Below are 19,337 nucleotides of genomic sequence, written 5' to 3'. Positions count from 1 at the left end.
GATTGCGGCTCAAAGCGCGGCCTGGTGGCGCAGCTCCGTGGCGCGCTGGGCGCCGAGGTAACGGGTGATGGCCCGCCGCATCAGGTACAGCAGCGGGATCATCGCCACGGCCGCGCCCATCTTGTAGACATAGTTGACGCTGCCGATGGCGAAGAACTGTGGCATCGGCCAGTGCTGTGGCCCCAGCACGAAGGCGATGTACAGCACCACGAAACTGTCCACCAGCTGCGATACCGCGGTGGATCCGGTCGCGCGCAGCCACACCCAGCGCTCGCCCGTCGCCTTGCGGATGCGGTGGAACACGCTGACGTCGATCAGCTGGCCCAGCAGGAAGGCGATGATCGAACCGACGATGCTCCACTGGCCCTGGCCGAACACCGCCGCATACGCCGCCTGGTAATCAGGCACGCCCTGTTCCTGCGCCGCGCCGACCCACCAGCCTGCAGGCGCCAGCGCGATGCCGGCGAAGGCGAACACGAAACCGTACGCGATCAGCGCCACCGCGATCCACGACACGAAGCGCACGCCACGCATGCCGAAGAATTCGTTGATCACGTCGGTGAACACGAACACGAACGGCCACAGCAGGGTGCCCACGGTGAAGTTGAGCGAACCGCTCTGGCCGAACAGGTTCCACTCGAACGGCGCCAGTCCCAGCGTCTCCTCCAGCGCGAAGATCTTGACCCCGATGAACTCCGCCAGCACGGCGTTGACGCAGAAGAAGGCGGCCAGGCCGATGTACAGACGGGTGGCGCGGTCGTCGAGGGGTCGCTGGGTCATGGCTTGTGGGTCATCAATCGAAGAAATGATGCGGCGGTGCTGCGGGCGCTGCGTCGACGCGATCCGTAAGTATCCGGACCGCTGCTTCATCGATGTCGACGATGCCCGCTACGAGGCAGGGCGTACGCATCCCCGGATGCGCGCAGTGCCGCACCGGTCAGCGGTCCGGCACCACAGGCGCCGGCACCGAGAACGGAATCGAGTCGGGCGACACCGCGCCGCCGGAGATGATGAAGCTCATCGCCTGGTCCACGGTCCAGTCGGTGGGCGTCATCTTTTCGACCGGCACGATCTCGAGGTAGCCCGAAGTCGGATTCGGCGTGGTGGGCACGTACACGGCCGCCAGTTCGCGCCCGCTGCCGTGCTCCCGGATCACCCGGGTCACGAAGCCGACCGATTTCATTTCGGTGTGCGGGAAGTCGATCAGCACCACACGCTGGGTGCCGTCGGGCGCGGTCTGCAGGATGTCGAGCAGTTTGCGGGCGCTGCCGTAGATCGTGTTCGCCAGCGGCACGCGCGCAACCAGCGCTTCGAACCAGCGCAACAGGCGCTGGCCGAATACGCGCCGCGCCATCACCCCGGACAGCAGGATCACCGCCAGGGTGGCCAGCAGTCCGATGGACATCTGCACCCAGGCTTGCTGCAGCCATGCGAACGCCTGGGGGTTGGTCACGGCGAGGTTGCGCAGCAACGGATCGACCAGCGGCCGGCTGGTATCCGAGAGCAGCACGAACACGAACTTCACCACCACCCAGGTCAGCCAGATGGGCAGCAGGGTGAGCACGCCGGTCAGGAAGATCTTCTGCAGGCTGGGGCGTTGCGCATTGTGCGTGCGTGGCGGAATCGCATGCGGCGGGACGGGGGGCGTGGTCATGCCGCGATTGTAGGCGGGAGGCGAGCCGCCCATGAGCGGGCGCTAGAGATCCCGTGCGAGACGGAAACCGACATCGTCGTAGCCGCGGTCGGGCTGCAGGCGGCGCTCGGCTTCCTCGCCCGCGCCGTCGCCGATGGCCAGGCGCTGCGCGCAGGTCTCGCCGCAGGCGTCCGACCAGGAGCCGATCGCGCCGCTGCCGGCGGCCGGAGCCGCACGCAGTTCTTCCGCACTGGCCAGCCGGTAGCGCCGGCCATCCCGCGCGCCCAGCCAGCGCGCATAGGCTTGCGCGTCCTGCCAGGACACGCAGACTACCGGCTGTTGCGGTGTCTGTTCGAACCCAGGCGACGTCCAGTCGCGCGGTGCCAGGATCCGCAGCAGCGAGCCCCGTTCGCGACATCGGGCCGGTGGTCGTCGGCTGACTTCGGCAAAGCGCGCATAGTCGCCGCGGCTGACATTTCCGTCGGCGATCGCGACGCTTCCTGCCCTGGTGCGCAGCAGGGTCCAGCCACGTTCGCGCGGCATGGGCTGCGCGGCGACCCGTTCGGCCTGTGGGGCGATGGCGATTGTGGTCCCGCGCAGGCGCGATGGATCGAGACCGAGCTTGCGCGCGTCCGCGACGATACCGGCTACTGCATCCCGGTCCCCCTTTTTTACGGCTTCGTCGACACGCGTCTGCAATGCATCGGTGACTTGCGATTCCATCCGCAGCAGGGCCTGCGGCTGCGTGGCTCCGTTGGCTCTGGGCAGGGCAATACGCTCGGACAGCGCGCGCGCGCGCGTAATCGCTTCCACGGCGGGCGCGGTTTCGCCGCGTCCGAGGGTGCGGACCGCCTGCTGGGCGAGCGCGGCGATCAGTTCGCCCGCAACCGGGGCCAGGCGCGGGTGGGTGGGATCGGCCTGCGCAGCGGTCATCAGGCTTTCGTAGGCGTTGTCGCCCCGCGGCGTGGTCCAGCGCTCCTGCTCGATCTGCGCTTCGGCGGCCACGAGCCAGCGCTCGGTGGCAGATTCCGGCAGGGGACGCTTCAAGGTATCCAGGCCATCGACGGCCAGCGCCTGCGTCCCCTGCTGCGCGGCCGCCCCGGATGCCGGTGACGTACTGCCGGCTGCCGGCGTTGCGGAACCAGCCACGCCGCGTTGCGGCGAGCCCCAGGGCCAGGCCATGAAACCGGCCACCAACGCGAGCAGCACCGCGGCGGCCCCTGCCCAGGGTAGCCAGCGTTGCGCGTCGCCCGAAGTGCCGTGGGCGTGCTCCGGCACCTTGGCGAGCGCCGCGCGCATTTCCTTCGCGCTGGCGAATCGCGCCTCCGGCGTCTTGGCCAGCGCGCGATCGAAGAACTTCTGCCAGTGGCGCAGCTCCGGCGGCAGGCGCGGGATCGGTTCCTGCGCGTGCTGCAGGGCCATCGAGAGGGCATCGCCGGCGTTGTACGGCAGGCGTCCGGTGAGCATTTCCCAGCCCAGCACGCCCACGCTGTACACATCCGCGCGACCGTCGACGTTGTGCCCGCGCGCCTGCTCTGGCGGCATGTAGGCGGTACTGCCGACGGCCAGGCCGGCGGTGGTGACACGGGTGCCATAGCCGCGGCGCAGGGCGATGCCGAAATCGGCCAGCAGCGGCCGGTCGGCGTCGTCGAACAGCACGTTCTCGGCCTTCACGTCGCGGTGCACCACCCCGCGGCTGTGCGCGTATTCGAGCGCGGAGAGCAGTGCATCGAGGATCGAGCGTACCTGCGCCGGATCGGCGCCGAAGGCGCGCTGGCCCACGTGCCCGCGCGCCAGGTAGGGCATGGCGTAGTAGGGCAGCCCGTCGCGGGTGCGGCCGACCTCGAAGATGCCCACGATGTTGGGATGGTCGAGCCGGGCGATGGTGCGTGCCTCGTTCTCGAAGCGCCGGCGGCTGATCTCGTCGGTCAGCGCCTCGGGCAGCATGACCTTGAGCGCGACTTCCCGGTCGAGCGAGATCTGGCGCGCGAGGTACACGGTCGACATGCCGCCATAGCCGAGCACGCGTTGCAACCGGTATCCGAAGATGTCCGGCAGCGCGGGATTCTGGCCCGAAATGGATGGGTCGCGATTCATGTCGTCCCCGGGTCGACAGCGGCGAGGATACGCCGCGCCGCGGGCCGGCAACCACCGGCCGGCGGCTTCCCGCATGGTTTCAACGGTTTTTGCGACGGACGTACAGCTGCTTGCGCACGCGCACCCGGCATCGCCGGCGAGTGCGGGGCGGCCTGCTGCGGACAGGCGATGGCAGGGCGCGCGATGCCGTCCCCGGGCCGCTTACACCAGCAACAGCGAAGACATCTTGCGACGGTAGCGGCCGACCAGATCCTCGTCCTCGACCACGCGGAAGGCATCGATCAGCGCCTTCTTCGGCAGTCCGTCGTTCCAGTCGCGGTTGCGGCGCAGCATCTCCAGCAGCTGCTCGAGCCCGGCTTCGGCGTTGCCGGCCACGAGTTCGTGCGCACCCAGCAGGTGCCGCGCGCGCAGATCGTCCGGATCCGACGCGATCGCCGCCTGCAGGGTCTGTGCCGGCGGCGCGTCCTTGAGCAGGGCGGCAAATCCCAGGCGCGCGCGCGCCTTCACGGCGCGCTCGTCGGTGGACAGGTTGGCGGGCAGGGCGTCGAGCAGGGTTTCGGCCTCGGCCGCCGCGCCGGTCTTCAGCAGCGCCAGGGCCAGGTCCAATCGGTGCCCGGCCTGGTCGGGCTCGGTTTCGACCAGCTTGCGCAACCGCACCACCTCGGCATGCGGGTCGGGCGGCGGCGCTTCCGCTTCGATGGTCGGTTCGGCGGCTTCGGCCGGCGCGATCCCGTGGTGGGTGAGGAATTCGCGCACCTGGCCTTCGGGCAGCGCGCCCTGGAAGCCGTCGACGATCTGCCCGCCCTTGACCAGGAAGACGGTGGGGATCGAGCGGATCTGGAAGGCCGCGACGATCTGCTGTTCGTGCTCGGTGTCGACCTTGGCCAACACGAACCCGCCATTGAACTCGGCGGCCAGCTTCTCCAGGATCGGCCCGAGGGTCTTGCACGGACCGCACCAGTCCGCCCAGAAGTCGACCAGGACCGGGGTTTCCAGCGATTTCGCCAGCACCTCGGTCTCGAATCCGGCGGTGGTGGCATCGAAAACGTGGGGATTGCGTACGTCTGCGGGCATCGGGGGATCCGGGGTGGGAGCGGACCGAGATTGTGCCAGCCGCCTCGCGATGCAAGTCCGCGCTCGCCGAAGCCGGCATTTCCGGCGCAAGGCATGATTGGCGCGGAACGATGGCCAGCGAGGGGTCCGATGGGTGGGAGCGCCATGCACGAATTACAGCGCCGCCTGCCATGGCTGGCGGCGCTGCTTTGGCTCGCCGCGGTGGCGGGTTTCGGCATGGCCTCGCCGGGCTACTCGCAGCTGGTGCATCCGGTGGCGCTGCTGGGGGCCCGCGGCGAGCCGCATGCGCTCGCCTTCAATCTGCTGGGGTTCCTGGCACCGGGCGTGATCCTGGCGTGGTGCGCGTTCGCCTGGCGTTCGGCTGCGACTGCGGACGGCTGGATGGCGCGGATCGGGCTGCAACTGTCGATGCTGTCGGCCCTCGCCTTCGCCGCGCAGGGCGTGCTGCCGCTGGATCCCTACAACCTGCTCGCGCCCGCCAGCCGCCTGCATGCCGTCGCGTGGACGCTCTGGTGGGTGGCGTTCGTGCCGGGCGCGCTGCTGCTGGCGGCCGCCGTCGCGCGTCGGCGCCTGGCCGGCCTGGCGTTCGCGCTGCTGTTGCCGGCGTGCGCGCTGTACGGCGTGGCCCTGATGCCCGCGCCGCTGGCTCAGCGCGTCGCCTTCGCCCTGTGGTTCTGCTGGTGGCTGCTGCTTCCCGCTAACCGTGGCGCAGTTTCATCGCGAGGATGACCGAAGCGAGCACGAAGGTGATCGCGTTCGACACGATCATCGGCCATGAGCCGAGCACCAGACCGTAGCCGAACCAGAACACGACGCCGATGGTGAACACCACGTACATCCCCAGCGAGATGCCCCGCGTGTCGCGCGTGCGGATGGTCTTGAGCGCCTGCGGGACGAAGGCGATGGTGGTCAGGGTCGCGGCGACGTAGCCCAGCCATTCCATCTTGATTCTCCTGCAGGGTTACTGCGTCGGCGTCTTGTACACCACGCCATCCTTCATCACGAAGTCGACGTTCATCACAGCGTTGATGTCGGCCAGCGGATCGCCAGGAATGGCGATGATGTCGGCGCGCTGCCCGGCTTCCACCACGCCCTGGTCCTCGACGCCAAGTACTTCGGCGGCGCGGATCGTGGCCGCCTGCAGCGCGTATGCGGCCGGTATGCCGGCCTCGTGCATATAGACGAATTCACGCGCGTTGTCGCCGTGCGGCCCCACGCCCATGTCGGTGCCGAAGGCGATCTTCACGCCCGCCTTGTAGGCCTTGGCCGCGGTGTCCTGGATCTGCGCGCCGATGCGCGCAGCCTTGGGCCGTACGATTTCGGGAAAATAGCCGTCGACCTTGGCCTTGTCAGCGACGAACCGGCCGGCATAGATGGTCGGCACGTACCAGGTGCCCTTGCGCTTCATCAGCGCCATCAGCTCCTCGCTCATGTAGGTGCCATGCTCGATGCTGGTCACGCCGCCCTCGACCGCCCGGCGCATGCCTTCCTCGCCGTGCGCGTGTGCGGCGACCTTGTAGCCGTAGTCCCGCGCCGTGTCGACGATGGCGCGGACCTCTTCCACGGTGAACTGCGGCGCGTCGCCTGATTTTGCGTAGCTCAGCACGCCACCGGTGGCGGTGATCTTGATCACGTCGCTGCCTTCCTTGTAGCGCTGGCGCACCGCCTGGCGGGCCTCGTCGATCGAATTGACCACGCCCTCGGTCGGGCCGGGCGGGCCGACCAGGTGCGAGAGCTCGGAGTTGTAGCCGTTGGTGGGGTCGGCATGGCCGCCGGTGGTGGCGATCGACTTGCCGGCGGCGAAGATGCGCGGTCCCCTGACCAGGCCCTGGTTGATCGCGTCGCGCAGGTGCGGGGCGACTTCGCCGCCGAGGTCGCGCACGCTGGTGAAGCCGGCCATAAGGGTCTTTTCCGCATATCCGACGGCGCGGAACGCGAAATCGACGTCGTCCAGGCGGAAGCCTTCGGAATAGCTCTGCGGACTGGACTGGCTGGCCATGTGCACGTGCAGATCCGTCCAGCCCGGGCTGCAGGTACGGCCGGACAGGTCGATCGCGGTCGCGCCCGGCACCTGCACCTTGCCGGGGAGCACTTCGGCCACCTTGCCTTCGCGAACCACCACCGTGCGTGCGTCCAGCAGCTGCCCGCTGCGGCTGTCGAACAGGCGTTCGCACTGCAAGGCTTGCGCAGGCGCGGGCGCCGGAGGCGCCGCGGCTACCTGCACAGAGCAGACCAGCCCCAGTACGCCAGCCACGCAGGACGCTGTTCTCATGTCCGACTCCGTCGAGAGGAGGGGCGATGGTGCCACGCATGGCAGGGTTTTGTGCGCTGCGGTAGGCTGTCCGGCCGCTTCCACGCCCAGTCTTCCGTGCCCTCCGAGCCCGCCGCCTACGATCCCCGGACCATCGAGCCCGCCGCCCAGCATTTCTGGGAGGCCACAGGCGCCTTCGAGGTGGACGAATCCTCGCCCAAGCCCAAGTACTACTGCCTGTCGATGCTTCCGTACCCCTCGGGCGCGCTGCATGTGGGTCACGTGCGCAACTACACCATCGGCGATGTGATCAGCCGCTACAAGCGCATGACCGGCTACAACGTGCTGCAACCGATGGGCTGGGACGCGTTCGGGCTGCCGGCCGAGAACGCCGCGATCAAGAACAACACCGCGCCGGCCAAGTGGACCTACGCCAACATTGCGCACATGCGCGAGCAGCTCAAGGCGATGGGGTATGCCATCGACTGGACGCGTGAATTCGCCACCTGCACGCCCGAGTACTACGTGCACGAGCAGCGCATGTTCGTGCGCCTGATGCAGCAGGGCATCGCCTACCGCAAGAACTCGGTGGTGAACTGGGATCCGGTCGACCAGACCGTGCTGGCCAACGAGCAGGTGATCGACGGCCGCGGCTGGCGCACCGGTGCGGTGGTGGAGAAGCGGGAAATTCCGCAGTGGTTCCTGCGCATTACCGACTACGCGCAGGAACTGCTCGACGGACTGGATGCGCTCGACGGATGGCCGGATTCGGTCAAGACCATGCAGCGCAACTGGATCGGTCGCAGCGAAGGGCTGGAGATCCAGTTCCGCATCGAAGGCGAATCCGAGCCGCTGACTGTGTTCACCACCCGCCCGGACACGCTCATGGGCGCAACCTTTCTGTCGATCGCGGCCGAACATCCGCTGGCGGTGAAGGCCGCCGCAGCGGACCCGGGGCTGGCGGCGTTCATCGCCGATCTGCGCAAGGGCGGCACGTCCGAAGCCGAGCTCGAGACCCAGGAAAAGCGCGGCATGGACACCGGCCTGCGCGCGCTGCACCCGGTCACCGGCGAGGAGCTACCGGTGTGGGTCGCCAACTTCGTGCTGATGGGCTACGGCACCGGCGCGGTGATGGCGGTGCCGGGCCACGACCAGCGCGATTGGGAATTCGCCAAGGCCTATGGGCTGCCGATCCGGATGGTGGTTGTTCCCACGGCCGTCCGCGACGCGCTGGCGCAGGTCACCGCCGATATCGGCAGCGACGCCGATCCGATGGGCGCGGCGCTGGGCGAACGCGCGCCGGTCGATGCCTACGACACCGGCGCCGCGGTACAGGTGGTCCAGGATTTCGTGCGCAGTGTGCAGGAAGAGGGCGCCTATACCGAGCGCGGCTTCCTGGTGAACTCCGACGAATACAACGGCATGGACTTCCAGGCCGCGTTCAACGCGCTGGCGGCGAAGTTCGAAGCCGAAGGCCGCGGCACGCGGCGGGTGAACTTCCGCCTGCGCGACTGGGGCGTCAGCCGCCAGCGTTACTGGGGCTGCCCGATCCCGGTGATCTATTGCGACGCCTGCGGCGCGGTGCCGGTGCCCGAGGACCAGCTGCCGGTGGTGCTGCCCGAAGACGTCGCCTTCAGCGGCGTGCAGTCGCCGATCAAGGCCGATCCGCAATGGCGCAAGACCATCTGCCCGCGCTGCGGCGCGGCCGCCGAGCGCGAGACCGATACCTTCGATACCTTCATGGAGTCGAGCTGGTACTACGCGCGCTACACCTCGCCGGGTGCGGAATCGATGGTGGACCGGCGCGCGAACCACTGGCTGCCGGTGGACCAGTACATCGGCGGGATCGAACACGCGATCCTGCACCTGATGTACTTCCGCTTCTACCACAAGCTCATGCGCGACGCGGGTCTGGTGGACAGCGACGAGCCGGCCACGCGCCTGCTCACCCAGGGCATGGTGGTGGCTGAAACCTTCTATCGCGAGAAGGCGGATGGGTCCAGGGACTGGGTCAATCCCGCCGACGTCGAGCTGCTGCGCGACGAGCGCGGCCACGTCGCCGGCGCGACGCTGAAGGCCGACGGCCAGCCGGTGGCGATCGGCGGCATCGAGAAGATGTCCAAGTCCAAGAACAACGGTGTCGATCCGCAGCTGCTGATCGATCGCTACGGCGCGGACACCGTGCGCCTGTTCTCGATGTTCGCGGCGCCGCCGGAGCAATCGCTGGAATGGAGCGATGCCGGAGTCGAGGGCATGGCGCGCTTCCTGCGCCGCCTGTGGCGGGAACTGCACGCGCACGTGGCCCAGCCCGATCATCCCCCGGTCGATCCGCCTGCGCTGGATGCGGTGCAGAAGACCCTGCGCCGGCACGTGCACGAAACCATCGCCAAGGTGGGCGATGACTACGGTCGCCGCCATGCCTTCAACACCGCGATTGCCGCGCTGATGGAACTGCTCAATCATGTCGGAAAGTTCACCGACATGAGCGACCAGGGCAGGGCGGTGCGGCATGAGGCGTTCGAGGCGATCGTGCTGCTGCTCAATCCGATCACGCCGCATTTCTCGCATGCCGCATGGCAGGCGCTGGGCCATCCGGAGACGCTGCTGGAGGACGCGCCCTTTCCCAAGGCCGATCCGGCTGCACTGGTGCGCGACGCGGTGACCCTGGCGGTCCAGGTCAACGGCAAGCTGCGCGGGCAGATCGAAATGCCGCTCGACGCCTCGCGCGAGGCGATCGAAGCGGCCGCCATGGCCGAACCGCGGGTGGCGATGGTCCTCGAGGGCCTGGCGGTACGCAAGGTGATCGTGGTGCCCGGCAAGATCGTCAATATCGTGGCGGGGTAAGCCCCTGTAGTGGCTTACCCCCTGAAGTTTCGTGCCGAAACTTTGGGCCCCACGCCTTGGCCTCCATACCCCCATTCGCACTGCGCGCGAGACGTTCCTTCCGTTGGAGCGGCGTCAGCCGCGATTGCTTGGCCAAGCCAATCGGTACAAGCCCCTTCGCGGCCCGCCTGAACCCGATACGCACGCCAGCCTTGCCGCATACCGCCGGCTCGTCCAGACTTCGCGCATGACCAGATTCCTGTTTGCGGCCGTGGCCGCGCTTGCACTCTCCGCCTGCGGGTTCCATCTGCGCGGGGCGCTCGAGCTGCCCGCGGATGTCGGCGAGATCCGGGTCGTGGCGAAAGATCCGTACAGCCCGCTGGCCGAGTCGCTGGCCCAATCGCTCGATCGCGTCGGCGGACAGGCCAGGGCCGACGGACCGAAGGAAGGCGTGTCGACGCTCAACATCCTGTTCGAGAAATGGGGCAATACGCCTATCTCCGTCGACGTGCAGGGCCGCGGCCAGGAGTTCAGCCTGCGCTACGCCACTATTTTCGATCTGCGCCGTGCCGACGGCACGGTGGTGGTACCGGAGCAGTCGATCGAACTGTCGCGCGACTACATCTCGGTGCCGACGCGATCGGAAGGAACCGAGAGCGAGCGCGAGATCCTCACCCGCGAAATGCGTCGCGAAATGGTCTCGGCGATCCTGCGCCGGATCGACGCGGTGACCAAGGCGCCGCAGCCTGCCGCGTCCAGCACTGTGGAATCGCCCTGACGGGCATCGCGCCACTTCCGCCATGGAGTTGACGCCCGAACGCCTGGTCGCGCAGCTCGACAACGAAACGCTGCGCCCGGCGTACCTGATCGCTGGCGCGGAGCCGCTGCGGGTGCTGGAGGCCGCCGACGCCGTCCGCCTGCGCGCGCGGGCGCAGGGCATCGGCGAGCGCGAAATCTTCGACGTCGATGCCCGGTTCAACTGGAGTCTGCTCGAAGCCAGCCTGCGCGCGCCCAGCCTGTTTTCCGCGCAGCGGTTGCTGGAAGTCCGCCTGCCCAGCGGCAAGCCTGGCACCGACGGGGCCAAGGTCCTGGGCGGGTTCTGTGCCGATCCGCCTCCGGACGTTGTGTTGCTGGTGACCTGCGACGAGTGGAGCCGCCAGCATGGTGGCAAGTGGAGCGAGGCGATCGCGCGTGTCGGCCATGTGGTCGTGGCCTGGCCAGTCAAGGCGCACGAATTGCCGGAATGGATCGAACGCCGCATGCGTGCGCGCGGCCTGCGCGCGAATCGCGATGCGGTCCAGGTGCTGGCCGAGCGCGTCGAGGGCAACCTGCTCGCAGCGGCTCAGGAGATCGACAAGCTCGCGCTGCTGGACGAAGGCGCGACGATCGATGCTGCGCGCATGGAATCGCTGGTGGCGGATGCCGCGCGCTTCGACGTGTTCCGACTGCTCGATGCCGCGATGAATGGACAGGGCGCCCACGCAGCGCGGATGCTGGCCGGCTTGCGCGCCGAGGGCATTGCGGTACCGGCGCTGCTCGGGATGGTGGCGATGGAGTTGCAGCGTGCTGCGGCGTTGGCCCAGGTGCAGGCCCGTGGCGGAAACCTGGCGGCGGAATTCAAGGCGCAGCGAATCTGGGATTCCAAACAGGCCGCGTACAAGCGCGCGCTGGCGCGGCACGATGCCGCGCGCTGGGACGAGTTCGTCGCCCGGATCGGTCGCGTCGACCGCGCCGCGAAGGGCCGGGGGGACGGCGATCCCTGGCAGCAGCTGGAACGGGTGCTGCTGGCGGTGGCCGATGCGAAGGCCGCACGGCTGGTTGCAGGCTGAGATGCCTTTCTGGATGAAGTGCGCGGCTCGCAGGCCGTGACCGCTGCTCGCATGCTACGCATCCTGTATGGCGGAACCTTCGACCCCGTGCACTGCGGGCATCTGGGCGTCGCCCGCCATGCGCGCGATGCGCTGGACGCCGAGGTCCGGCTGATGCCCGCGGCCGATCCGCCGCACAAGGGACCCACGCATGCGAATGCCGCGCAGCGTAGCGCCATGCTGCAACTTGCAGTCGCTGACGAGCCCGGCCTGTGCGTGGACCTGCGTGAGCTGCAACGCGATGGTCCTTCGTATACGGTGGATACGCTGCGTGCGCTGCGTGCTGAAGTCGGCCCCGGCCAGCCGTGGGCGATCCTGGTCGGCGCCGACAGCTTCTGTGCGCTCGACAGCTGGAGCCGCTGGCGCGAACTGTTCGACCTGGTCCATCTCGTGGTGGCAGCGCGTGCGGGCAGCGCGCTCGGGGAACTCTCCGGGCCCGTATCGGAGGCCGTCGCGGGCCGCTGGGCGCGCTCGCCGCAGGAGCTACATGCCTCGGCGGCAGGCAGGGTCTTCATCCTGGACCAACCGATATTCCCGCAGTCGGCCAGTGCCCTGCGGGCCCGGATCGCCGCCGGCGAACCCTGGCGCGACTGGGTTCCGGCGGCGGTCGCGGGCTACATCGACCGTCACGGGCTCTACCGATGATCCGCCGGTATAATTTCCCCGCGGATTTCCGCGCCGATCGCGAGCACCAGCGCCCTTGACCAGCAACGCCCAAGTCATCAAGACCCGTCTTCCCAACCCGCCGCCGCCGGTCGATGTCCTGCTCAGGCAGGTGCATGCCGCGGTCGAGGAACTCAAGGCCAGGGATGCCGTCGAGATCGACGTGCGTGGCAAGAGCAGCGTCTGCGACTACATGGTGATCGCTTCGGGCACCTCGACCCGGCACGTCAAGTCGATCGCGGACGAGGTGGTCAAGTTCGCCAAGAAGCTCGATGTGCAGCCGCTGGGCGTCGAGGGCGAACGCGAGGCCGAGTGGGTCCTGGTCGATCTGGGCGACGTCGTCGTGCACGTGATGCTGCCGCGGGTGCGCGAGTTCTATGCGCTCGAGCGTTTGTGGACGGTCGGCGACCAGCCACCTGAGGTCGATCTCTCCGAAGCGGGCCGGTAAGAGCTCCCCACCGCATCCGAAAGAAAAACGGCGCCTTGCGGCGCCGTTTTAATGTTCCGGGCTTGCGTAACGCCTACAGCGGGCCGTGCAGCCACGGCCCGGTGATGGCGAAGGTGATGCCGGGCGTCTGGATGTTGACGAACAGCGTGCGGCCGTCGGGACTCCAGCATGCGCCGCAGAACTCGCTGCCGCGATGGTCGCCCTCCTCGACCTGCTTGTCTGCGCCGGCGATCTGGGTCGAGGTGAGCTCGACGTTGTTCTTGCCCAGGTAGAAGGATTCGCCGCCGCGGGTCAGGCCGATCAGGCGCGCGCCCGGTCCGTACTGATCGGGACTCTCGCCACCGTCCTCGCACAGCACCACGCCGCCGCGCGGGCTGACGGTGATGTTGTCGGGATTGTGGGCGGCCAGCTGATTTCCGCTGACGAACAAGGCCTTGAGACGCTGCGTGGCGAGGTCGAGCACCCAGACCGATCCATTGCCGCGTCCCTTGCGGCCGCTGCTGTCGGTACCGGTACTGGTATCGATGATGAACATCTTCCCGTGCGCGTACCAGATGCCCTCGCCGCGGCTCATGCGCAGGCCGCCCTCGGCCCAGCCCTGCGCGAACGGGCCGCTGAGCGTGTCGCCGGCAGAGACATCCGGAAAGCCGGAAGGAGCGACGATGCTGTCCAGATCCGGATCGGGGATGTCAACCCATTCCAGGTCGAACACGTCGCCGATCGAGGCCACCGTCAGGTCGGCGTTGGGCCGGCCCTTGGCGCGCGCGGCCTGCAGCCGGCCACCGTTTTCCAGGGAGCCGTAACGTCCGCTGCGGTCGTTGGGAACGAAACGATAGAGGCCCGACTTGTTGCGATCGTCTTCGGTCAGATAGACGTAGCCGGTGCGCGGATCGATCGCCACCGCCTCGTGCGAGAAGCGCCCCAGGGCGATCAAAGGCCGGCCGTTGGTACGCTCGGCGTCGGGGTGCACCTCGAACACGTAGCCGTGCTTCTTGCCGGCGCTGGAGACAGCGTTGGTCTTGACCTCCTCGCAGGTGAGCCAGGTACCCCACGGGGTCAGGCCGCCGGCGCAGTTCACCACCGTGCCGCCGAGGCTGGCTTCCACGCCCAGCCATTCGCCGTTGCGGTAGCGCAAGGTCGTGGTGCCGCCGCCGGCGAGATTGCCGCCCCCGACGTCGCCGGTGTCGTACACGCCGGGCGCGCCGATCGGGTTGGAAACCGCTCCGCGCTCGTGGTTGCGGATCAGCACGAGTTCCGGGCCGTGTCCCTGGCCGCGTCCGTTGCGGCCGACGCCGTGGGCGTGGCCGCGACCGGTGGCCATGACCGCCATGCCGTCGTGACGGTCGGGGCAGGGCTGGCCATCGGCCATGACGTCGCCGCTCCAGGCGAAGGTGCTGTAGGCGAAGCCCGGCGGCAGCTGCAGCAGCGACAGTCCCGTGACCGCATCGGCAACCGGCGCCAGCGGTCCGTACGGACTGGGTACCGGCGCGAGCCGGGTCGGGTCGCCGGCGGCGATCGCCTGGCGCGAATACAGGCCGCCGAGACTGCCCACGGCACCCATGGCCATCATCGCGGCTGAGCCCTTGAGCAGCTGGCGGCGGGACGGGTTGATCGAATTCATCTGTCGCACTCCTGGCGGTTCGCTGGGGGAGCGCAGACCGTAGGCGCTGTGGATAACGCAGCGATGACAGTCCGATGACGCAGCAGGCGCAGCGGATAAGATCCGTGCGATGAAAGCCCGTCTTATCGCCGTGGGCGAACGTGCGCCGGCCTGGGTCGCGCAAGGCTTCGCCGAATACCGCAAGCGCCTCTCGCACTGGTTGCCGCTGGAACTGGTCGAAGTGGAACCGGGCCTGCGCGGCAAGGGCCGCGATCCATTGCGTGCGATGGCCGATGAGGGACAGCGCGTGCTTGCCGCATTACCGAAATCGCCGCACGTGGTGGCGCTCGATGGCCGCGGGTCGGCATGGTCGTCGGAACAGCTGGCGCAGCGCCTGGCTGCATGGCGCGAGCAGGGCCGCGATCTCGCCTTCCTGATCGGTGGCCCCGAGGGCCATGCGGCCGAGGTTCGTGCGCGGGCGGACGAGAGCTGGTCGCTCGGCGCGCTGACACTGCCGCACATGCTCGTGCGATTGGTGGCGGTGGAGCAGCTGTACCGGGCAGCGGCGATGCTCGCCGGGCATCCTTACCACCGCGCCTGAGCGGGGAAGGTTACTCGGCGAACGGTTCGGATCCGCGCGGCGTGCAACGACGAAACCCCGCCTATCGGCGGGGCTTCTACTTCCTGATGAGCGGCACGGGCGTCGGGATCACTGCAGCTTGAAGTCAATCGGCACCAGCCCGATCGCCTGGACCGCACGCCCATCCTTCATCGCCGGCCGGAACGTCCAGCGGCGCAGGATGTGCTGCTGCGCGGCCCGGTCGAGCTCGCGATTGCCGCTGCTGCGATGGATGCTGACCTGCAGCGGTTTTCCGTCGACGTCCACCAGCACCTGCAGCAGCACCTGGCCCTCGATCCGGTCGGTCAGCGGACGGCGGGGATAGGACGGCGGTGGGGCGGAGGCGTATTCGAGGCGCACGCCTGCGATGGGTCCCACTTCGGAGATGGGCGGTGAGATAGGCCCCGGGTCGGCCAACGGCTCGACGGGCAAGTCGACGGACGAACCCTGGTCGGTGATGACGGGCGGATCCACGGTCGGAGTCGTGATCCGGGGCTCGACCACGGGCCTGACAGGCTCGGGCTGGGGTCTGGTGACCGGCACGCGCTCGGGCTTCTCGGGCGGTTGCTCCTTCAGCTCAGGCAGCACCCAGCGAAATGGTACCTCTTCGATGACCGGTGCCGGCGGCGTCTGCATCGGCATCATCAATGCCATTAGCAAGGCGATGTTGAGCGCGATTGCCCCGGCGATGCCGAGGATGCGGGCCGGATTCGGATGGACTCTGGAGAACAGCGATTGCGGGGCGGACTGCACGAGCACCATGGCGCACCTCCTGTGATTGACCGCGTGGCGAACGTATCCGGAACAACGCGCCGGTAGAGGAGGCGGGGTTGGCTTGGGACCGCATCCTGCGCCGTCGCTGCCTGTTGCGCTTCCACGCTGCGGCCGGTCCGACACGAACGGCAAGCGGTCGCCGATGGGTGGCGTGGCACAAGCGACGAATGGTAATCATTCGCATCGACAGCCGTCAGAGCCGCGTACAAGGTCCGCGTCCACGCCGCGCAGTCGGAACTGATACGACAAGCCCGCCAGTGGGCGGACTCGTCGGTCAGGCGCGCGCGGCGGTCAAACCGCCGGGTCCGGATCGCGGTCGAGACCGCCCTCGTCGGGATTGCGTTTCTCGGGTGCCGGCGGGCGCTGAGCATCGTCCTTGTCGCGCGGCTGCGGTTCGGCATAGCCCGGATTGCGCCCACGTCGTGGATCCGGGGTCGGTGGAGTGGTCTTGCGTTGCGTCACGCTCAGTTCCCCAGCTCGAAGACCACATCGAGGTTGGCCGACAGTGCGGTTTCGCCGGGAGAAATCGCGGTGTCCGCCTCGGCCTTGCCGCGCGCCATTGCCACCATCGGCATCGGTACCGGCGGGCGAAAGCCGCCGCCCTCGCTGATGCTGACGATCCGGCGGACCTTCACTCCCAGCGACTTGGCGTACATCTCGGCCCGCGCCTGGGCTTTTTTCAAGGCCGCCTGGCGGGCTTCGTCGTAGGCCGCTTCGGGCTGGTCGATCTCGAAGTTCGGGCCATTGACCTGGTTGGCCCCGCTGGCGACCAGCGCGTCTAGCACCTTGCCCAGTTTCGACAGGTCGCGGACCTTGATGTTGACGGTATTGCTGGCCTGGTAGCCGGTGATGATCGGCGCCTTGTTTTCTTCGTAACGGTAGTCCGGATTGAGATTGACGCCCGTGGTCTGGGTATCGCGCTCGGCGATCCCCGCGGCGCGGATCGCGGTCATGACCTTGTCCATCTGCTCGGCATTGGCGCGCATGGCGGCATTGGCATCGGCCGCGCGGGTGACCACGCCGGTGGACACCGTGGCCACGTCGGGAACGCGCCGCGCTTCGGCCTGGGCCGAGACCGACAGCAGGGTGCCGTCGTTGGAAATCGCGTAGCTGCCGCTCTGGGGCGGTGTGTTCTGGGCGGATGCGGTCATTGCGGAAGTTCCCAGGGCAAGGGCCGCGGCGAGCAGCAGCGGACGGACGACGTAACGGGGCATTGTGATCTCCATGAAAGTGGCTGCAGGGTCTGCAGGCAGCGGTGAACGCTTCGTGAGCCGTGCCGGGGTTGCACGCCTTCAGCGGACAGTCGGCCTGGTTGCGCAGGGTATCCTTCCCCGATGCTGCATCTTGCCTCGCAATCCCCCCGCCGGCGCGAACTGCTCAGCCGCCTCGGCGTGCCGTTTGGCGTCCTCGATCTGGAGATTCCGGAGCAGCGTGCACCCGGCGAGCCGGCAGAAGAGTACGTACGCCGTGTGGCCCGCGAGAAGGCAGGTGCCGGATTGCTTGAGGTGATGACGGTCCCCGGCGCGGTGGTGCTGGGCGGCGACACCGAAGTGGTGCTGGACGACGAGGTCTTCGGCAAGCCGCGCGACGAGGCCGATGCCGCGGCCATGTTGCGGCGCCTGTCGGGGCGCACCCATCGCGTGATCTCGGCGGTATCGCTGGTGTCGGCCGACCGCGAGGCGCAGGCGGTGTCGACCTCGGAAGTGACGTTCGCCGAACTCGACGACGCGGCCATCGAGCGTTACGTGGCCAGCGGCGAAGCCATGGGCCGGGCCGGGGCGTATGCGATCCAGGGCACTGCGCAGACTTTCATTTCGCACCTTTCGGGGAGCTATTCCGGGGTGATGGGCCTGCCGCTGTACGAAACCGCGTGCCTGTTGCAGGAATTCGGCCTACGGCCGGGTGGCGACAAGGGCGGTGTGTCCCGGCCTGCGGGGCAGCACGCGTGACCGAGGAGATCCTGGTCAACGTCACCCCGCGCGAGACCCGCGTGGCCGTGGTCGAGAACGGCATGCTGCAGGAGCTGCACATCGAGCGCGGCTGGAGCCGCGGCGTGGTCGGCAACATCTACAAGGGCCGGGTCCAGCGCGTCATGCCCGGCATGCAGGCCGCCTTTGTCGAGATCGGACTCGAGCGTGCCGCGTTCCTGCACGCCAACGACATCTTCCGCCCCACGCCGGTCGCCGGTGCCAGCATCCAGGAAGGCGATGTCGCCCTGCCGGCGCCGGCGCCGCGCCCGATCACCGAACTGGTGCGCGAAGGCCAGGACATCGTGGTGCAGGTGCTCAAGGACCCAATCGGCAGCAAGGGCGCGCGCCTGACCACGCAGCTGAGCATTCCCTCGCGCTACCTGGTGCTGCTGCCGCAGTCGCAGGTGATCGGCGTTTCGGCGCGCATCGAGGACGAGGAGGAACGCGCGCGCCTGAAATCGCTGGTGTCGGAACTCGCGCCGAGCAGCGCCCAGGGCTATATCGTGCGCACCAATGCCGAGTCGCAGCCTTCCGAGGCGCTGGCCGAAGACATCGCCTACCTCGGCCGCGCCTGGGCGCTGGTCGAGGCGCAGGTGCAGGAAAGCCGCACCGGCAGTTGCGTGTATGAGGACCTGAGCCTGCCGCTGCGCGCGGTGCGCGACCTGATGCGCCGCGATGTCGAGAAGGTCAAGGTGGACTCGCGCGAAACCTGCGATCGCCTGCGCACCTTCGCCGCGCAGTACATGCCCGGCCTGGCCGAGAAAATAGAGCACTACGGCGGCGCGCGCCCGATTTTCGACCTGTACGGCGTCGAGGACGAGATCCAGCACGCGCTCGAGAAGGAAGTGCCGCTGAAATCGGGCGGCTACCTGGTCATCGACCAGACCGAGGCCATGACCACGGTCGACGTCAACACCGGTTCCTTCCTCGGCCAGCGCAACCTCGAAGAGACGGTATACCGCACCAACCTGGAAGCCGCGCAGTCGGTCGCGCGCCAGCTGCGTCTGCGCAACCTGGGTGGGATCATCATCATCGACTTCATCGACATGGTCGATCCCGAGCACCGCCGCCAAGTGCTGCGCACGCTCGAAAAGTCGCTGGCGAAGGACCATGCCAAGACCACGGTCTACGACTTCTCGCCGCTGGGCCTGGTGGAAATGACCCGCAAGCGCACGGTCGAGAGCCTGGAACGGCAGCTGTGCGAGCCCTGCCACGAGTGCACCGGCCGCGGCATGCTCAAGACCGCCGAGACCGTGACCTACGAGATCTTCCGCGAGATCACCCGCGCGGTGCGCCAGTTCGAAGCCGCGCGGCTGCTGGTCATTGCGTCGCCGAAAGTCGTCGCGCGGATCACCGACGAGGAATCCACCGCAGTCGCCGAACTGGAGGAATTCCTCGGCAAGTCGATCCGCTTCCAGGCGGACGAGCAGTACCTGCAGGAGCAGTTCGATGTGGTGCTGCTGTAAAGCCGGGATCGGGGATCGGGGATTGGGAATTCGTGAGAGCAAGGAGCTTTT

At 68.2% G+C, this 19,337-nt stretch carries 19 protein-coding genes; 9 read left to right on the top strand and 10 right to left on the bottom strand.

Features of this window, described 5'->3' with window-relative positions; translation table 11 throughout:
• Window positions 1-9: 9 nt before the first annotated feature.
• From MC375_RS16040 to trxA, 4 genes are all read right to left on the bottom strand, one after another.
• Window positions 10-780 carry a queuosine precursor transporter gene (locus MC375_RS16040; protein ID WP_242104426.1) on the bottom strand — a complete coding sequence of 257 codons (771 nt, stop codon included), beginning with the start codon at window positions 778-780 and terminating at the stop codon, window positions 10-12.
• Window positions 781-937: 157 nt separating this feature from the next.
• On the bottom strand, window positions 938-1,654 hold the full coding sequence (locus MC375_RS16035) for a DUF502 domain-containing protein (protein WP_242104425.1): 717 nt from the start codon (window positions 1,652-1,654) through the stop codon (window positions 938-940).
• A 42-nt stretch (window positions 1,655-1,696) separates the two neighbouring features.
• The gene (locus tag MC375_RS16030; RefSeq protein WP_242104424.1) at window positions 1,697-3,730 is read right to left on the bottom strand and encodes a bifunctional serine/threonine-protein kinase/formylglycine-generating enzyme family protein; all 2,034 of its coding nucleotides are present in this window, start codon (window positions 3,728-3,730) and stop codon (window positions 1,697-1,699) included.
• Window positions 3,731-3,931: 201 nt separating this feature from the next.
• Window positions 3,932-4,804 carry a thioredoxin gene (trxA, locus tag MC375_RS16025; RefSeq protein ID WP_242104423.1) on the bottom strand — a complete coding sequence of 291 codons (873 nt, stop codon included), beginning with the start codon at window positions 4,802-4,804 and terminating at the stop codon, window positions 3,932-3,934.
• Window positions 4,805-4,948: 144 nt separating this feature from the next.
• Here trxA and MC375_RS16020 point away from each other — a divergent pair, with 144 nt between their 5' ends.
• Window positions 4,949-5,533 carry a DUF998 domain-containing protein gene (locus tag MC375_RS16020; protein ID WP_242104422.1) on the top strand — a complete coding sequence of 195 codons (585 nt, stop codon included), beginning with the start codon at window positions 4,949-4,951 and terminating at the stop codon, window positions 5,531-5,533.
• Here MC375_RS16020 and MC375_RS16015 read toward each other — a convergent pair.
• Window positions 5,502-5,747: a SemiSWEET transporter gene (locus MC375_RS16015; RefSeq protein ID WP_242104421.1), complete on the bottom strand. Its 246-nt coding sequence runs from the start codon at window positions 5,745-5,747 to the stop codon at window positions 5,502-5,504. The two genes, MC375_RS16020 and MC375_RS16015, sit on opposite strands and share 32 nt — an antisense overlap.
• 18 nt (window positions 5,748-5,765) lie before the next feature.
• Complete coding sequence (locus MC375_RS16010) at window positions 5,766-7,076, bottom strand: amidohydrolase family protein (RefSeq protein WP_242104420.1); 1,311 nt, start codon at window positions 7,074-7,076, stop codon at window positions 5,766-5,768.
• Window positions 7,077-7,172: 96 nt separating this feature from the next.
• Between MC375_RS16010 and leuS the strand changes: the two genes are divergently transcribed.
• The 5 genes from leuS (at window position 7,173) to rsfS (ending at window position 12,857) form a co-directional block, all read left to right on the top strand.
• Window positions 7,173-9,899, top strand: a complete 2,727-nt coding sequence (gene leuS, locus MC375_RS16005; RefSeq protein ID WP_242104419.1) for a leucine--tRNA ligase — start codon at window positions 7,173-7,175, stop codon at window positions 9,897-9,899.
• 226 nt (window positions 9,900-10,125) lie between these two features.
• Window positions 10,126-10,656: an LPS assembly lipoprotein LptE gene (gene lptE / locus MC375_RS16000; RefSeq protein ID WP_242104418.1), complete on the top strand. Its 531-nt coding sequence runs from the start codon at window positions 10,126-10,128 to the stop codon at window positions 10,654-10,656.
• Window positions 10,657-10,678: 22 nt separating this feature from the next.
• Window positions 10,679-11,707 (top strand): DNA polymerase III subunit delta, encoded by a 1,029-nt coding sequence (gene holA / locus MC375_RS15995; protein ID WP_242104417.1) that lies wholly within the window; start codon window positions 10,679-10,681, stop codon window positions 11,705-11,707.
• A 51-nt stretch (window positions 11,708-11,758) separates the two neighbouring features.
• A complete protein-coding gene (gene nadD / locus MC375_RS15990) occupies window positions 11,759-12,391 on the top strand; it encodes a nicotinate-nucleotide adenylyltransferase (RefSeq protein WP_242104416.1) in 633 nt (210 codons plus the stop codon).
• Window positions 12,392-12,446: 55 nt separating this feature from the next.
• Window positions 12,447-12,857 (top strand): ribosome silencing factor, encoded by a 411-nt coding sequence (gene rsfS / locus MC375_RS15985; protein WP_242104415.1) that lies wholly within the window; start codon window positions 12,447-12,449, stop codon window positions 12,855-12,857.
• A gap of 73 nt (window positions 12,858-12,930) precedes the next feature.
• On the opposite strand, the gene MC375_RS15980 is transcribed toward rsfS, so the two are convergent.
• Complete coding sequence (locus MC375_RS15980) at window positions 12,931-14,478, bottom strand: alkaline phosphatase PhoX (protein ID WP_242104414.1); 1,548 nt, start codon at window positions 14,476-14,478, stop codon at window positions 12,931-12,933.
• Window positions 14,479-14,587: 109 nt separating this feature from the next.
• Between MC375_RS15980 and rlmH the strand changes: the two genes are divergently transcribed.
• Window positions 14,588-15,058 carry a 23S rRNA (pseudouridine(1915)-N(3))-methyltransferase RlmH gene (gene rlmH, locus MC375_RS15975; RefSeq protein ID WP_242104413.1) on the top strand — a complete coding sequence of 157 codons (471 nt, stop codon included), beginning with the start codon at window positions 14,588-14,590 and terminating at the stop codon, window positions 15,056-15,058.
• Between the two features lie 108 nt (window positions 15,059-15,166).
• Here rlmH and MC375_RS15970 read toward each other — a convergent pair whose 3' ends face one another.
• The 3 genes from MC375_RS15970 to MC375_RS15960 all read right to left on the bottom strand — a co-directional run bounded on the left by MC375_RS15970 (window position 15,167) and on the right by MC375_RS15960 (window position 17,064).
• Window positions 15,167-15,838 (bottom strand): energy transducer TonB, encoded by a 672-nt coding sequence (locus MC375_RS15970; protein ID WP_242104412.1) that lies wholly within the window; start codon window positions 15,836-15,838, stop codon window positions 15,167-15,169.
• A 303-nt stretch (window positions 15,839-16,141) separates the two neighbouring features.
• Window positions 16,142-16,312 carry a hypothetical protein gene (locus MC375_RS15965; protein WP_242104411.1) on the bottom strand — a complete coding sequence of 57 codons (171 nt, stop codon included), beginning with the start codon at window positions 16,310-16,312 and terminating at the stop codon, window positions 16,142-16,144.
• 2 nt (window positions 16,313-16,314) lie between these two features.
• Window positions 16,315-17,064, bottom strand: coding sequence for an SIMPL domain-containing protein (locus tag MC375_RS15960; protein ID WP_242104410.1), 750 nt, complete (start codon window positions 17,062-17,064; stop codon window positions 16,315-16,317).
• A gap of 120 nt (window positions 17,065-17,184) precedes the next feature.
• Here MC375_RS15960 and MC375_RS15955 point away from each other — a divergent pair, with 120 nt between their 5' ends.
• Both MC375_RS15955 and rng read left to right on the top strand, forming a co-directional pair.
• The gene (locus MC375_RS15955; protein WP_242104409.1) at window positions 17,185-17,799 is read left to right on the top strand and encodes a Maf family nucleotide pyrophosphatase; all 615 of its coding nucleotides are present in this window, start codon (window positions 17,185-17,187) and stop codon (window positions 17,797-17,799) included.
• Window positions 17,796-19,286, top strand: a complete 1,491-nt coding sequence (rng, locus tag MC375_RS15950) for a ribonuclease G (protein ID WP_242104408.1) — start codon at window positions 17,796-17,798, stop codon at window positions 19,284-19,286. The genes MC375_RS15955 and rng overlap by 4 nt, the downstream gene beginning before the upstream one ends.
• Window positions 19,287-19,337: the final 51 nt, after the last annotated feature.

The organism is Lysobacter sp. M2-1 (assembly GCF_022662495.1).
Taxonomy (GTDB): Bacteria; Pseudomonadota; Gammaproteobacteria; order Xanthomonadales; family Xanthomonadaceae; genus JAKPBU01.
The sequence above is the reverse complement of the archived record's forward strand: the minus strand, read 5'-3'. Positions and strand labels throughout refer to the sequence as shown.